Source organism: Hahella sp. NS-SX17 (genome assembly GCF_057367735.1).
Map to the genome: position 1 here is coordinate 1,072,102 of NZ_CM170632.1, position 15,126 is coordinate 1,087,227.

General features: G+C 54.2%; 15 protein-coding genes. 8 read left to right on the forward strand and 7 right to left on the reverse strand.

The window, feature by feature from the left end; translation table 11 throughout:
• The first annotated feature begins 42 nt into the window (after positions 1–42).
• The 7 genes from pstA to AC2IBB_RS04925 all read left to right on the forward strand — a co-directional run bounded on the left by pstA (position 43) and on the right by AC2IBB_RS04925 (position 7,652).
• Complete coding sequence (gene pstA, locus AC2IBB_RS04895) at positions 43–1,707, forward strand: phosphate ABC transporter permease PstA (protein WP_486331786.1); 1,665 nt, start codon at positions 43–45, stop codon at positions 1,705–1,707.
• 54 nt (positions 1,708–1,761) lie between these two features.
• Entirely contained in the window at positions 1,762–2,634 is an 873-nt protein-coding gene (gene pstB, locus AC2IBB_RS04900; RefSeq protein ID WP_486333923.1) for a phosphate ABC transporter ATP-binding protein PstB, read from the forward strand.
• Between the two features lie 38 nt (positions 2,635–2,672).
• Entirely contained in the window at positions 2,673–3,392 is a 720-nt protein-coding gene (phoU, locus tag AC2IBB_RS04905) for a phosphate signaling complex protein PhoU (RefSeq protein ID WP_486331787.1), read from the forward strand.
• A 98-nt stretch (positions 3,393–3,490) separates the two neighbouring features.
• On the forward strand, positions 3,491–3,883 hold the full coding sequence (locus AC2IBB_RS04910; RefSeq protein WP_486331788.1) for a gamma-glutamylcyclotransferase family protein: 393 nt from the start codon (positions 3,491–3,493) through the stop codon (positions 3,881–3,883).
• A 125-nt stretch (positions 3,884–4,008) separates the two neighbouring features.
• The gene (locus tag AC2IBB_RS04915; RefSeq protein ID WP_486331789.1) at positions 4,009–4,836 is read left to right on the forward strand and encodes a DUF2059 domain-containing protein; all 828 of its coding nucleotides are present in this window, start codon (positions 4,009–4,011) and stop codon (positions 4,834–4,836) included.
• A 450-nt stretch (positions 4,837–5,286) separates the two neighbouring features.
• The gene (nhaD, locus tag AC2IBB_RS04920; RefSeq protein WP_486331790.1) at positions 5,287–6,654 is read left to right on the forward strand and encodes a sodium:proton antiporter NhaD; all 1,368 of its coding nucleotides are present in this window, start codon (positions 5,287–5,289) and stop codon (positions 6,652–6,654) included.
• Positions 6,655–6,755: 101 nt separating this feature from the next.
• Positions 6,756–7,652: an alpha/beta hydrolase family protein gene (locus AC2IBB_RS04925; RefSeq protein WP_486331791.1), complete on the forward strand. Its 897-nt coding sequence runs from the start codon at positions 6,756–6,758 to the stop codon at positions 7,650–7,652.
• Between the two features lie 38 nt (positions 7,653–7,690).
• Here the strand turns inward: AC2IBB_RS04925 and AC2IBB_RS04930 are convergent, their stop codons facing one another.
• From AC2IBB_RS04930 to AC2IBB_RS04955, 6 genes are all read right to left on the reverse strand, one after another.
• Positions 7,691–8,053 carry a histidine triad nucleotide-binding protein gene (locus AC2IBB_RS04930; RefSeq protein ID WP_486331792.1) on the reverse strand — a complete coding sequence of 121 codons (363 nt, stop codon included), beginning with the start codon at positions 8,051–8,053 and terminating at the stop codon, positions 7,691–7,693.
• 52 nt (positions 8,054–8,105) lie between these two features.
• Positions 8,106–9,389, reverse strand: coding sequence for an FAD-dependent monooxygenase (locus AC2IBB_RS04935; protein WP_486331793.1), 1,284 nt, complete (start codon positions 9,387–9,389; stop codon positions 8,106–8,108).
• 100 nt (positions 9,390–9,489) lie between these two features.
• On the reverse strand, positions 9,490–10,290 hold the full coding sequence (locus AC2IBB_RS04940; RefSeq protein ID WP_486331794.1) for a substrate-binding periplasmic protein: 801 nt from the start codon (positions 10,288–10,290) through the stop codon (positions 9,490–9,492).
• 37 nt (positions 10,291–10,327) lie between these two features.
• Positions 10,328–10,855: an aminoacyl-tRNA deacylase gene (locus AC2IBB_RS04945; protein ID WP_486331795.1), complete on the reverse strand. Its 528-nt coding sequence runs from the start codon at positions 10,853–10,855 to the stop codon at positions 10,328–10,330.
• Between the two features lie 171 nt (positions 10,856–11,026).
• The gene (locus tag AC2IBB_RS04950) at positions 11,027–12,313 is read right to left on the reverse strand and encodes an OmpA family protein (protein WP_486331796.1); all 1,287 of its coding nucleotides are present in this window, start codon (positions 12,311–12,313) and stop codon (positions 11,027–11,029) included.
• A gap of 80 nt (positions 12,314–12,393) precedes the next feature.
• A complete protein-coding gene (locus AC2IBB_RS04955; protein WP_486331797.1) occupies positions 12,394–13,212 on the reverse strand; it encodes a mechanosensitive ion channel family protein in 819 nt (272 codons plus the stop codon).
• A gap of 364 nt (positions 13,213–13,576) precedes the next feature.
• Between AC2IBB_RS04955 and AC2IBB_RS04960 the strand changes: the two genes are divergently transcribed.
• The gene (locus AC2IBB_RS04960; protein ID WP_486331798.1) at positions 13,577–14,227 is read left to right on the forward strand and encodes a class I SAM-dependent methyltransferase; all 651 of its coding nucleotides are present in this window, start codon (positions 13,577–13,579) and stop codon (positions 14,225–14,227) included.
• Positions 14,228–14,726: 499 nt separating this feature from the next.
• On the opposite strand, the gene AC2IBB_RS04965 is transcribed toward AC2IBB_RS04960, so the two are convergent.
• The gene (locus AC2IBB_RS04965; RefSeq protein ID WP_486331799.1) at positions 14,727–15,125 is read right to left on the reverse strand and encodes a VanZ family protein; all 399 of its coding nucleotides are present in this window, start codon (positions 15,123–15,125) and stop codon (positions 14,727–14,729) included.
• Position 15,126: the final 1 nt, after the last annotated feature.

Genomic DNA, 15,126 nt, shown 5'->3' on the forward strand with positions numbered 1-15,126 from the left:
CCGATGGGCAGTAAAGAAATCTGAGAGAACCGAGAGAACAGAATGCGCGTTTCACTGAAAACCTGGTTTAACAAGGGCGATCCCTGGATCTGGATAAACGCCGGCGCCGTATCAATCTGTCTGGTGATGGTGTTCGGCCTGCTGCTGCTGATTGGCGTGCGCGGCCTGGCCCACTTCTGGCCTCATAGTCTGATGGAAGCGGACTATCTTGGCGACAATGACAAAACCATGTTGCTGATTGGCGAGATCGTTGAAACGGAAGAGGTCCCGGCGGAGCAGCTGATTGCTGCGGGCGTGCAAGTGCCGCCGGGTGTTGAGTATATGCGTCGCGATCTTATCAAGACCGGCAACCGTGACGTGCTGGGCTCCGACTTCCGTTGGGTGCTGGCCGACCGTATGCGCGACCTGCGCTATCCCAAGGAGTTGATAGCGCTGGAACGTCGCGAGTGGGGCAACTTTTACGGTTACCTCGTCTCCGTCCAGGAAAATGGCTCGGTAGTCGCTTCGGGGTCAGGCGCCTGGGATGAACTACAATCGCGAATTGATCGCGCTTTGGCGCTGCACGATCGTATCTACGATATCGAAAAGCAGCAAATCGGCAAGATTAACTACGCCTTGGAACGCCTGCGTCTGAAGGAACGCCGTCTTGAACTGGATGGCAGTAAGACGCCGGAAGCCATGGCTGAAATTGAAGCGGAACGCGCTGAGCAGAACGCGACCTATGAAACGTTGCAGAAGGACCTGAATGAGCTGTACCAGGACATTAAGCGCGACGCCCTGGTAGCGCGGGCGATGAACGGCAAAGAATTGGAAATCTCTCTGTCTAAGGTGGTTCGCGCCTTCCAGCCGAACCAGATGGGACTAGGGGAAAAGATTGGGTTCTATTTCGCTAAGATCTGGGAGTTCATCAGCGACGACCCCCGAGAGGCGAATACTGAGGGCGGTATTTTCCCTGCTATATACGGCACCGTGTTGATGGTGATCATCATGTCCGTGCTGGTGACGCCTTTAGGAGTTATCGCCGCTGTTTATCTTAGAGAGTATGCGCACCAGGGCGCGTTGACGCGCATCATCCGCATCGCGGTCAACAACCTGGCGGGCGTTCCCTCTATTGTGTACGGCGTGTTTGGTCTGGGCTTTTTTATCTACTTCATTGGTAGCGGCATTGATGATCACTTCTTCCCGGAAGCGCTGCCTTCGCCGACCTTTGGCGCTCCCGGACTGTTGTGGGCGTCCATCACACTGGCGATTTTGACGCTGCCCGTGGTGATTGTCGCTACGGAAGAAGGCTTGGCCCGTATCCCCCGCTCAATCCGCGAGGGCAGTCTGGCGCTGGGCGCCACCAAAGCGGAGACGCTGTGGCGGGTTGTTCTGCCGATGGCCAGTCCGGCCATGATGACCGGCGTGATTCTGGCGATTGCGCGCGCGGCCGGGGAAGTGGCGCCGTTGATGCTGGTGGGCGTGGTCAAGTTGGCCCCGTCGTTACCGCTGGATGGAAACTATCCCTATCTGCACCTGGACCAAAAATTTATGCACCTGGGCTTCCATATCTACGATGTCGGCTTCCAGAGTCCGAACGTCGAAGCGGCGCGGCCACTTGTCTATGCGACGGCCCTATTGCTGGTGGCGGTGATCGCACTGCTTAATTTGAGTGCGGTGGCGATTCGTAACCGCCTGCGTGAAAAGTACAAAGCCCTTGAGATGTAACCTGAACCGGATGACGCCCCAAAGCCGGTGGGGAGGACTATAATGAGTGAAACTATGACCAATCAGAACGTAGTGAACGAAGATCAGCCATTCAACGAATCCAAGCACCGTTCTCACGGTATCGACATTAGCGCGATTGAGCGCTCGATGGAGGATTTGTCGATCGACAATGAGACGATCGCCCTTGAGGTGAATAAGCTCAAGCTGTTCTACGGCGAGAAAGAAGCGTTGCACGGCATCGATATGCGCATTCCGCAAAAGCGGGTGACAGCGTTCATCGGGCCGTCAGGTTGTGGTAAGTCCACCCTGCTGCGTTGTTTCAACCGCATGAACGATCTGGTGGATGGGTGCCGTATTGACGGTCAGGTCCTGTTAGAGAAGGAAGACATCTATCGCAAGGGCGTGGATGTGGCGGAATTGCGTCGTCGGGTGGGCATGGTGTTCCAGAAGCCGAACCCTTTCCCCAAGAGCATTTACGAAAACGTGGCTTACGGTCTTCGCATTCAAGGCATTAACAAAAAGCGCGTACTGGACGAAACGGTTGAGTGGGCGCTCAAGTCGGCGGCGTTGTGGGATGAAGTCAAAGATCGCTTGAACGACAGCGCCTTGGGCTTGTCCGGCGGTCAGCAGCAGCGTCTGGTTATCGCCCGCACCGTTGCGGTGAAGCCAGAGGTTCTGTTGCTTGACGAACCGGCTTCAGCTTTGGACCCCTTGTCGACGCTGAAGATTGAAGAATTGATCCATGAGCTGAAAGACGATTACACCATCGTCATCGTCACCCATAATATGCAGCAGGCGGCGCGGGTATCGGACTATACTGCGTTCATGTATATGGGCGATCTGATTGAATTCGGCAGCACCAACCAGCTGTTCACCAACCCGTCCAGCAAGCAGACAGAAGATTATATAACCGGGCGTTACGGGTAATGGTTTTCCCCGGCGAAAATTAGTAATAGGAAGCATATATGGCGAACTCAGACGTTCATTTGCAGCATATTTCTCAACAGTTCAATGTGGATTTGCGGGAGCTTCGCAACCATGTACTGGTGATGGGCGGCCTGGTGGAAAAGCAGGTGGCGGACGCGGTTGAAGCATTGGTCCGCGGGGACTCGGAACTGGCCGAGATGGTGCGCCAGAATGACAATGACGTCGATAAACTGGAAATTACCATCGACGAGGAATGCACCCGGGTCATCGCCAAGCGCCAGCCCACGGCGAGCGATCTGCGTCTGGTGGTGGCGATTGCGAAGATGGTTAACGACCTGGAGCGTATTGGCGACGAGTCGGAGAAGATCGCCAAGAATGCGTTGCAGCTGCAGGAAGAAGGCGAAGCGCCCCGCGGCTACGTGGAAGTGCGTCATATCGGCAGCCATGTTGGAAAGATGGTGCACGACGCCCTGGACGCTTTCGCTCGTTTCGACTTAGACCTGGCTTTTGAAGTCATGAAAGAAGATAAGTCCGTGGACATCGAATATAAAACCGCGATGCGTTCATTGGTCACGTTCATGATGGAAGATCCCCGCAGTATTTCCCGTATTCTCAGCGTCATGTGGGTATTGCGGGCGTTGGAGCGCATCGGCGACCACGCCAGAAATATCTGTGAGCACGTCATCTTTATGGTGAAGGGCAAAGACGTGCGTCATGTTTCGCTGGAGAAGACTGAGAAGCTGATCGAGAAGTCCTGATCATTTTCCGGCGGATCTATTCATGGTAAAACGCAGCTTCGGTTGCGTTTTTTGCGTTTAGCGTTCCCGTTTCAACAACTGTTATCAGGAATTGTGAATTGTCTACGCCGTTTTTTTGTTATGGCACGCTGCGTCATCCCCACGTCATGCAGCGACTTTTAGGATGGGCGCCCGAAGCCTCCGCCGCCAGACTGCCTGGATACCGCTGTCTGCAAGTTGTCGGCAAGGCATACCCTGGCGTCTGGCGCGATCGCAGCGCCGTTTGCCCCGGACACCTCTATCACGGACTGACTCCTCATGACATAGCCAGCCTTGACCACTATGAAGGCGATGATTATGTTCGCCGTTACTGTGCAGTCAAAACGCCTGGAGGCGGTCGCCTGACTGCCTGGGTATATCTCTATCGTCGACCCGAAAAGCTGACCACCCGCGTCTGGCGTTACGAATCCTTTCTTCGCGACAGTCTGGTTAACTATCTTAGTGAATTGTAGGTTTTTGTAAGATAAGCCGGTTTTCCAAAGCGCCGAAAATTTAGGCAACTATACTGGAAGTCAGGCGAACGGATTCATGCCGCTCGCCGTGTCTTCCTGTTGTCGCTGTTTTGGGATGCTCTCATATGATGTTGTTCCGTGCTGTTATCTGTCTGTTGTCCACTCTTCTGCTTTCCGCCCCTGCTTTCGCCATCAAAACGGACGTATCGTTGTCCGCAAATTTGCTGGCTCAGACGGGGGTGGATGAATTGCTGGAGCGATACCCCGATATGATCAAAACCGGGATTCGCGCCAATATCCGTCGCACTGGCGCTTCTGAAGACCTGATGGGTCTGTTTGAGCGGGTGGTGGATGGCGCTTATAACGCCGACGATCTGCAGCGTCAGGTTGGCGTCCGCCTGGAGCAGCAACTGTCAGAAGCGGAAATGCGCAAGGTGCTACTTTGGTATCAATCGCCCATGGGCCAGAAAATCGTCTCAGCGGAGCTCAACTCCATGAGCACGGAAGAATATGCGGAGGCGCAGCGCAGGATGGATCGCCTGAGCGAACAAAGTAAAGGCAGCGAGCGGGAAGATCTTTTCTCCGCCTATGACCGCGCTACCCGCGCTACAGACTCCATGCTGGATAATACCGTCACCATTCAGCTTGCGATGGCGGCTGCGATTACGTCGGTTGTCAGAGGGCCTGAAATACCCTCGTATCAGGATCTAAAGCGTGTGATCGAAGAGCGCCGTTTTTCAATGCGTGGCATGGTTGGTCAGCAGGTGTATCTGAACTACCTCTATACCTATAAGGATGTGCCGTTGGATGATATGAAAGGCTATATCGCCTTCGCCCGGACGGATACCGGTTCACGTTTCGTAGAAGCGCTGAAAAGCGCCCTGTTCGATGTGCTGGAGGAGCGTTCCGAAATATTAGGCGTCAGGCTGAATCAGTTGGCGGGCGCGCAATAACGGACTGTCTGATCATTGCTGTTTTGATTGCGATCAAAGGCGTTGGGATAGAACGTTAAAAAGATAAGTTGCCCGCGGGTCGGGAGGAGGGAGAGATGACCCGCGGGCGACCACCCTGTCGAAACCGGATGGAGCGCCGGATGGCGTTGCGACATCGCCGGACCCCTTGAGTTCAGTCCTGCCGCTATTCCGCCAGCGCTGAGCGCAACTGTAACCAATTCGCTTTGTCCCGGGGTTGACGCATATCAACAACCTCGGCGTTTTATCCGGATTATGCTTAGGGGCTACAAGCCATCAGAGACTTAAGCTTAATTGCGCATTCCTTTCCCAGCCCATAAAATTTCAACGTTTTTCATTATGTTCTGCGCCTGCAGGCGGTGGTTTGTAGTAAATCGTTGACAGGGGCGCGCTCAATAACAATAACCGAGAACTAAAGTACGGATTAGCTGAATGAGAAAACTTCCACTTCTGCTGGGCGGTCTGCTGTGTACGGCCGGTCCTGTTTACGCCTCTGAAGGAGGCATGCTCGTCCTCGACGCCACTGACTCACCCAAGGCGATACTCGCCGTTATCATTTTCATCGTCGCTTATATCGCCGTCATGGCGGAAGAAGTATTGCACTTAAGGAAATCCAAGCCGGTTATTTTCGCCGCTGGATTAATCTGGGTCCTGGTAGCCAGCGTGGCGCAGGACATGGGCCGCAGTGATGACGAGATCCACAGCGCCGTCTCGCACAACTTGTTGGAATACGGCGCTTTATTCTTATTTCTGTTGGTGGCGATGACCTTTATCAACGCGATGGAGGAGCGCCATGTCTTCGAGTCCTTACGCTCGTATCTGGTTCACAAGGGCATGAGCTATCGTAAGCTGTTCTGGGTGACGGGATGGTTGGCGTTTTTCATTTCGCCAGTGGCGGATAACCTCACAACTGCGCTGTTGATGGGGGCCGTCATCATGGCGGTAGGGGGCAAAGATACTCAATTTGTCTCTTTGGCGATGATCAATGTGGTGGTCGCCGCCAACGCAGGCGGGGCGTTCAGTCCCTTTGGCGACATTACTACTCTGATGGTGTGGGCGTCCAAGAAGGTGCAGTTTGAAGAATTCTTCGCGCTGTTCATTCCTTCTGTACTGAACTTTGTGGCGCCTGCGCTGATCATGAACTTCTTTCTGCCCAATGGCGCGCCGTCCGGGCGGGGTGGGTTGACGCCGATAAAGCGGGGCGGCGTGCGTATCTGTTGTTTGTTTCTACTGACGATCGCCACCGCAGTGTGCTTCGAACGTTTTTTCCACCTTCCCCCGTTTCTTGGCATGATGACGGGCATGTCCGCTCTGATGTTCTTCGCCTATTTTCTACGTAGGACAGGAACTGTGGAGGACGACATTCAGTTTGATATTTTCCGACGGGTGGCGAGGGCTGAGTGGGACACCCTGTTGTTCTTCTTTGGCGTGATCTTCTGTGTCGGCGGCTTGGCGACACTGGGGTATCTGCAAATGATGTCCCATGGCATGTACGATAACTGGGGCCCCACTGTCGCCAATATTGTAGCCGGCACGATTTCCGCTGTGGTGGATAATATTCCAGTGATGTTTGCGATCATTTCAATGGAGCCGGATATGGATGTTAACCAGTGGCTGTTGATTACGCTCACCGCAGGCGTCGGCGGCAGCCTTCTGTCGATTGGTTCGGCGGCTGGAGTAGCGTTGATGGGCCAGTCAAAGGGCAGTTATACCTTTCTGTCCCACCTGAAATGGTCCTGGGCTATTTTCATCGGGTACGCCGTGTCAATCGCCGCGCATCTGGCGATTAACGGAACCTGATCAGCCATTTGGTCTGGACCCTGGCGCTGTTAAGCCGGGTCCTATCGTTCCTCGTAAATCGATGTTAGCGTATAAAACATTGGTCTCAGAGAGCCTTCTTCATGTCCCCTGAAAGTTTACCGATCAGCAGCCAGGATCAAGTGAGTTCCACATTATCTCTTTATCGTGCGAAGAGGTTGCAGGCGCCGGTCATTGTCTGTATGCCCGCCATGGGCGTGCGCGCCAGCTTCTATGCGCCTTTGGCTGAGGCGCTGGCCGCTCGTGGAGTACATTGTGCGACAGCGGATCTGCGTGGGCATGGCAGTAGCTCAGTGCGCGCCTCTCGACGCAATAATTTTGGCTTCTATGAAATGATCCAGTATGACTGGCCGGCAGTCGTTGACTGTGTGAGGCTACACCTGCCGGATTCGCCGGTCTGGTTGCTTGGCCACAGTCTGGGCGGACAATTGAGCTCCTTATACATGGCTGAGCGGCCAGGGTCGGTATCCGGTTTAATTCTGCTGGCGTCCTGCAATGTATATTACAAGGGTTATCCCAGGCCTCTGAGGACTCTCGCTGGCACACAATTGCTGCGCGGGGTCAGCGAGATACTGGGGTACTTGCCAGGGGATCGAATCGGCTTTGCTGGACGAGAGGCGCGCCGACTTATTCGAGATTGGGCGCGGAATGCGCGTACAGGCGATTATTACCCGGAGCGCAGCCCGATCAATTATGAGCGTCTGCTGGAAGCCGTCACCAAGCCTGTGCTGGCCATTTCATTCGCGTCGGATGAATTAGCGCCGGCGCAGGCCGTGGTGAATTTATATTCTAAAATGCCGGCGGCGGAGGTGACGCATTGGCGTTTGACGGACGCCGATTTCGGTGGCGTTAAAGTGGGGCACTTCAACTGGATCAAACACTCAGAGGATATGGCGGAACGCATTGGCGGCTGGCTGGAACGGGCCCCTGCGCAATTTGAGTCGCCGTTGGCCGTTTCGGAAGCGGCGGCGAAGGACTAAACCGGTCGCCAAGTCCCGCCGCCACTGCAAAAGACTGTCTAGACCTTGAGCTTGTCTGTGTAGGGCGGCCACCCCAGAGGTTTGCCCGCCAGAACATGGAGGTGGATATGGAAAACCGTTTGCCCTGCGTTTTCGTTGCAATTCATCACTACGCGATAGCCGTCGTCAGCGAAGCCTTTTTCTTTGGCGATTTTGGCGGCGGCGATATATAGATGCCCGACCAGTTCCCGGTCCTGCTCTTCAATATGGTTGATGGTGGCGATCGGCTTTTTGGGAATGACCAGAAAGTGCACTGGCGCTTGAGGGTTGATGTCGTTGAACGCCAGACATAACTCGTCCTCGTAGATAATATCGGCGGGTATTTCCCGCTTGATGATCTTGCTGAAAATGGTTTCAGACATGGTCTTGCATCCTTTGGCTGCGTTTACAATGTTGTCGTATTTGACGTTTCAATCAGCGCGTCAGCGGGCGGTCCGCCTGTGCGCCATCCAAACCCATGGCGTAGGCGATGACTTTGCGCTTCGCGGGTCCCAGTAGGCCCGCCAGCCCAAGCCCAAGGTTACGCGCTAACTTAACCGGGGCCAGATTGTTGCTGAAAGCGTAATAAAAACCGTCCATCAGCGTCATCATTTTCAGGTTCTGGCCACGGCGCAGTCGCTCGTATTCCCGCAGGGTCTGAAGGTCGCCAATGTTGTGGTCGTTCTCGCGGGCCTGCCGAATCACCTCGGCGAGGGCGGCGGCGTCCTGAAAGCCGAGATTGACGCCCTGTCCAGCCAGAGGGTTAATCGTATGAGCGGCGTCCCCCGCCAGCGCTACGCCTTGTGCGACATAGTGTTGTGCATGTCGTTTCACCAGGGGAAATGAGCCTTTGCCCAGAACTTGAAGCAGTTCCGGTAGCTGATGGGGAAATTCTTTGCGCAGCGCCTGTATAAATTCATCGTGAGAGAGTTGCTGCAACGCCTTTAACCTGGAGGGCTGGTCGTACCACACAAGAGAGGCGTAAGCGACGCCATCGATGGCGCATAGTGGCAGAAACGCCAATGGCCCATGTGGCCGGAACGCCTGCCACGTGATGTTCTGAGGCTCTCCTGCTATCGCCACGCTGATCACCAACGCATGCTGCTCATAGGCGTCGCTAAGCAACCCAAGTTGCGCCTGCTCCCGAACCAGGGAGGAGCCGCCGTCCGCCCCGATGACCAACCGGCTGCGCAGAGTGGTTTGATCATCCAGCGTGACTTCAGGAAGCGATTGGCGGAAGTTGATGGCGTTAATGCGCCGACCACTGATCAACGTTACCTTATTCGCTTGCTCGACAACCTGCAGCAGCGCTAACTGTATGACCCGGTTTTCAACAATATGGCCAAGATGAGCGTGGCCGACCTGGCGCGAGTCGAACTCTGTTTTGTTGATTACTGACGAAAGCCGCACACCCAGCGGATCGCCCAGTTTTTCCCATACCGCCAGGCGTTGGTAAGGGTGGGCCCGCATGCGCTGTGCATGCTCCCAGGCGCCAATTTCGGTCAGAAACTGCTCGCTGGCGTAGTTGATGGCGGATACTCGCAAGTCCGGCGCTTCTTTCGGATTGAAAGGGGCGGGTAGTTCCCTTTCAATCACCGCCGTGGTTAGCGAGCTGTTCTTCAATGCGGCGGCGATGGCTGCGCCAACCATACCTCCGCCGACGATAATAATGTCATAGTCAGGGGCGACGCCGGATTGGGAAGAAGGCTTGTCTGTCATAGTCGTATCAGTGCGTTCCAGGCGGCTGGAAAAGCCGGGCGTCTAATGATAGAGGAAGTAGGAAGGATACTGCAAAGCCTTGGCGCGGGTATGGACGGCCTTACTCGTCGGCCATGGAGGGCGGCGTGCGGGTAAGGATATCCAGGGGGCTTTCCGCAATGCCGTAACGCCGATAGATGGTCGCCACCCAGCCGCTCTGTAGAAGTTCCGCCAAGGCGGCGTTGAAATCAGCGGTGATCTCCTCCGCGTTCGCCAGATTGCGGCGTACGCCCATATGCAGGGGCCGGTATACGAGTGGCAGTGGCAGTATCTTCAGATTCTCGCTGAGCCTTTCATCATGATTGATGAGGTTCTGCAGAATTCTGACATCCTCAACTGTCAGATCCAGACGTCCGACAGCGGTCATATTGAGCGCGCTCTCTGTGGTATTGACGGTGATTTTATTCAGCGAAGTAGAGAAATCAAAAGGGCTCCAGAAACGACCTCCCTGACGTACGCCGATACGTGCGTTGGTGAGATCGCTGAGGCGCGATGGCTGAAACGTGCTGGCCGTTGGCGCAGCGAAGCCAATGACATTGACATAGTAGGGGGAGGAGAAGACAAAGGCTTCTTCTCTTTCGAGCGTCCACCAAAGGCCAATCATGACATCGACCTCCTTGAACTCCGCAGCGCGCAGCAGGCGCGGCCAAGGGAGTATTTTAATCTCCACTGGATACCCTGCTTTGTTAAAAGCGGATTCAACGATTTCGGTGGCCAGGCCGCGATGGGGCTGATCTTCGTTTAGATAAGGCGGCCATGGCGGGCCGCCCAGAACCAGCATGGGTTTTTCCGCCTTGGCGTAGCCCGCGCATAGACATAACGTCGCCAGCACAAACGTCAGATATTTGTATATCGGCGACACTGCCGGGCTTTGCTGGCGAATATTAAGGCTCCTGGGGTCAGGCGTGCCTGTGGGCGCGTTTGCGACCTTGCCGCACCCGCTGCACCGGTGGACTGTTCGGCTGTACGAAGCCCTCGTTCATAACCAGCGGCCGCGCCAAGTCTATATAGGAGTTCATGGGCATACGCAGAATTTCGCTGTGGGTGCCGGCGCTGAAAGCGATTTCTTCGTTATTGCGCAGATGCTCGTCCATGTAGACAGACATGCCGTATAGGTTGCCGAAGGGAGGCATGGCGCCGACTTCACACTCTGGGAAGTGGTCTTTGAAGTCTTCTTCGTCCGCCAGTTCAATAAAGTCCGTTCCCATCGCGCGTATAAAGCGGTCCCAACGAATACGCGATGTGGCGGGCATAACCGCCATGGCGAACTTGCCGTCCATCATGACAATGACGGTTTTTGCGAGCATCTTCCCGCAGATATGCGCGGATTGAGCGATTTCCTGCGCCGTATAGGCGGGAGAATGCTGAATCGACACATACCGGACTTGATGTCCATCGAGGAAGTTCTTCAACAATTGTACAGGCATAAGCCACCTCCAGCCTGGGTAAGAAACATTCGCTCTTACTAATTAAGATAGCCTATTAACTTGCGATTGCAGCAAATGGTGGGACGGAAAGTTGGGAACTGGGTAACGGATGGGAAAAATAAAAGGGGGACCGAGGGTCCCCCTTGACTGGATTATCCAGTGGACAAGCCGTTATTGATTGGTTTTAACGGTCGCTTCCACGACGCCCACAACCCGACGGTTGGCGCTACGGCCATCCGCGGTGTTGTTGTCGCCGATTGGACGAGTTTCACCGTAACCGACGCTGGAAATTCTCTCGCCAGCAATGCCGAAACGCTCTACTACCATCTGACGCACGGCGCTGGCGCGCTTCTCAGACAGCTTCTGATTGTAGGCGTCTTGTCCGCGATCATCGGTATGGCCTTCCACCACCGCTTTGGTGTCTGGGTACTGACGCATGAATTCCGCCAGTTTTTCCACTTCAGATACGAATTCGTCTGGAATCGCGGCTGAGTTGGTTGGGAAGGTAACGTTCAATGTAATGGTGACCGTCTCGCTCAGCTGAATACGGCAGCCGCGATTATCCACCTTGGCGCCGTAAGGCGTGTCTGGGCAAGCGTCCAGACCGTCAGTGATGCCGTCACGATCGGTATCCAGAGGGCAGCCTCTGCTGTCCACTTTAGCCGCCGCTGGAGAGTTCGGGCACTGGTCTTTTTCGTTAGGCACGCCATCTGCGTCATCGTCGCCGACAACCGGGCAGCCAGTGGCGTCTACGCGTGCGCCAGCTTTGGTGTTGGGGCACTGATCTTTGTCATCAGTAACGCCGTCGCCATCCGCATCGCCAATTATTTCACAACCGCGAGCGTCGACCGTCGCGCCGTAAGGCGTGCCCGGGCATGCGTCTTCATCGTCGTATACGCCGTCGCTGTCGCTGTCTTTAGGGACGGGCGCCGCCGAAGCGAACATGTAAGTGAAGCCCAGGTTCAGCATGGCGTCTTTTGTTTCATCTTCGTCGCCGTATACGCCACGGGCGTCAAAGCGTACGTCCATTGAGTCGCTGATGGCGTGTTTGATGCCTGCGCCCAGATTGTACTGAGTTTCCTCATCTTTGCCGCCGCCATCGTATTTGAATCTATAGTTGCCAGCGCCGCCGACTAGATATGGACGCCAGGCTTCGCCCTGGTTGAAGTGATAGAGCGCATCTACGCGATAGAACACGCTATCGAGATAGCCTGCGTTATGCTTGCGTTCCAGGTCTGCCGCTCCAATCAGGACTTCTGCGGAAATGGCGGGGGTGAAGTTATAGCCCAAACCTGCGGCCAAACTGGGATCGTCTTCAATTTGGCGCTCATGGTCGAAAAACGTATAGCCGAGCAGGCCAGTGAAATAAGCTCCTTTCTCGCGACCGTCGGCTAACGCCGGCTGCGCGGAAGCAATTGCGCTCATAAGTAAAATAGATGGGAGTAGTTTTGCTTTCATTGCCACCTCTTTGTGTAATCTATTCCCGGACCTGATCGGCCCGGGGGGAACTTTCCAAAATAAAACAGGGATTAAGGGAGTTATTGAGTTTCTTGATAGATGTGGACATCCCTTTGCGGGAAAGGAATGGTGACGCCTTCTTCGTCGAAGCGTTTCTTCACATTCTCATGCATGTCGAAATACAGCGGCCAATAGTCCGCAGTGGCGACCCAGGGACGCACCGCCAAATTGACGGAGCTGTCCGCCAGCGCCAATACGACGACGACTGGAGCGGGGTCTTTTAACACGCGAGAGTCGGCTTCAAGCATTGATTTAATTATATTCTTCGCCTTGTCGATGTCGTCGCCGTAGCTGATGCCGAAAACCATGTCCACACGTCTGGTTGCTTCCGCTGCGATATTTATCAGAGGGTTATTAGCCAGATTGGAGTTAGGAATAACGACTCGGCGATTGTCCGGCGTCATTACTACCGTAGTGAAAATCTGGATCTCTCTGACTGTGCCGATGTAGCCGGCTCCATCTATCACGTCACCGACTTTAAAGGGCTTGAACACCAGAATCATGATGCCGCTGGCGAAGTTCGACAGGTTGCCCTGTAGAGCCAGGCCGACAGCCAGACCAGCGGCGCCCAGTACGGCGATAAAGGAAGTCGTTTCAATGCCCACCATCTGCGCCACGCTGACCAGCAGCAACGCCTTGAGACCCACCGACGCAAGGCTGTGAACGAACTTGGTGAGTGTGGGGTCAAACTTCTTCTGCAGGCGGTCGTCAGTGAATTTGAGCGCCTTGTTGACCAGCCACATACCTACAATGAGAGTAATGATGGCGAGCAACAATTGTGGCGCGTACTCCATCACCAATTCGACAGCCTTATCAAAATACTGATCTAGGTTCTCCATTGAAGACTCCTTAGCGGTTTTAGTTCTTATGCGTCAGCGCTCGCCACCTGGGATGGGTGGGGTTAGGTATTGCGTTGCAAAGGATGACGGCGAGCGCGCGGGCATTGAAGCCAGACAGCGCTAGTCTAGCAGAAGCCGGCGCTCTGCCAAGCGCTTTTATGCGCGGAATCCTGGGCTTAGCCGCGCAATAAGTGCATTTCCGTAGGTGCGACAAAATTCTGACGCGATTTTGCAAAAGTAGGAATACGTAATTTTTTCTGGACTGGATTCTTACAAATTTGCTGAATATTCTGATTAAATGACCGCTGTTCCCCGAAATTTGCGTTTTTTCCTTAATTTACGTCAACAATTGATTTTCAGTCCTATGCCAGCTCACTTACTGTCATTACTGCAACGCACTTTACCTCGAGGCGCTTTACTGGCGGGCGCACCGCCGCTAATCCCTGAAATCCGCCTGCATTTGTTCGATCCGAGCGTCATGGAAGGACCGCTTTCCCATGACGAGGCGCAAGCTGTTGTCGCAGAGCCGGCGTACTGGAGTTTCTGTTGGGCCAGTGGCCAAGTTTTGGCCCGCTATATTCTTGATCATCCTGGTTTAGTGAAGAATAAAGCTGTATGGGATATTGGATCAGGGTCTGGCGTTGTGGCCATCGCCGCCGCGCTGGCGGGAGCGGCGACCATCTTGGCGTGTGATCTGGATCTGGCTGCAAGAGTGGCGGCGACGGAGAATGCTTTGCTGAACGGCGTGCAGGTAGAGGTGTGCGGAATGCTTCCAGTAATGGGCGAGCCGGATGTGATCACAGCAGCGGATGTTCTTTATGACCGGGAGAACTTGCAATGGCTTCCCGAATGGCGCACTAGAGCAAAGAAAGTGTTATTGGCGGACTCACGAGTACGAGACCTTGCTGCCCCGGGATACAGGCTGGCGACAAAGGCTACTGGCAGGACGTTTCCTGATCTGAATGAGTTTGAAGAGTTTAATGAAGTGAGAATCTATCAGGGCGCCGTCTTATGATAGACGAAAAAAAGGCGACTAATTAGGTCGCCTCATTTGGAATAGGTTTTGGATATCCCATCCGCCGTTCCCTGGTAAAGCGCCATCCTATGCGCCAACTTTATCCTGTTTTATTCCTGGATTAGATCCAAAAATTCCCTCAAGCATCATTCCTTATCCCTGCTTCCCTTCGCTTCCTGCGAAGAAACCATCCTGGCTGGATTCCATTTCCTTGTCTGCCCTGACGGTTATAAATATACCTCGGGCCGAATGGCGTTTTTGTGACAATCCCTCATCGCGAATACGCCGCTAAGCTAAGGTGTTTTTGTATTTGTCATATAAAACATAGTGTTATGAAATGTCTTAGTAAGTAAATCCGTAATGACTACAGTAAGTTTCGCCAATCTCCTACGGCTTTGTGAGATATTTCCTACAAAGTTTTGGGTCAAATTCTTACTACTAATACATTAGTGCATTTTCTTTATAAGCCTGCTTCTGGCGAAAGTTTGGCGTCCTTGTCTTAAGCTGAAGTCTTAATAGAACGAGCGGAGACAACCAGCCAGTTTGCGAGATATACGCCAATTGCAATGCCGATGGTGTTCGCCAGGATATCTCCCAGGCTGCCGTCGCGGTAGGGGATCAGGCTTTGTAAACCTTCAATCAGCAGCCCATAGCCTGTCATGGCGAGAAAAACATGAAGTACTTGGCTGCGGCGATGGCTCCACATGGCCATGCCGCTCATGACGGCGAAGGAGAAGGCGTGTCGAATTTTGTCGTTGACGGTTCCAAGCGGAGTGTATTCGTTGGGGGTGAGCGCAATGGCGAGTCCTATTACCATTAGCGCATAGAAGGCGACGCGGGCGGACCAATGGCCCCCAAGGTCGATCAGGCTTTTATATAATTGAGACAATCTGAACATG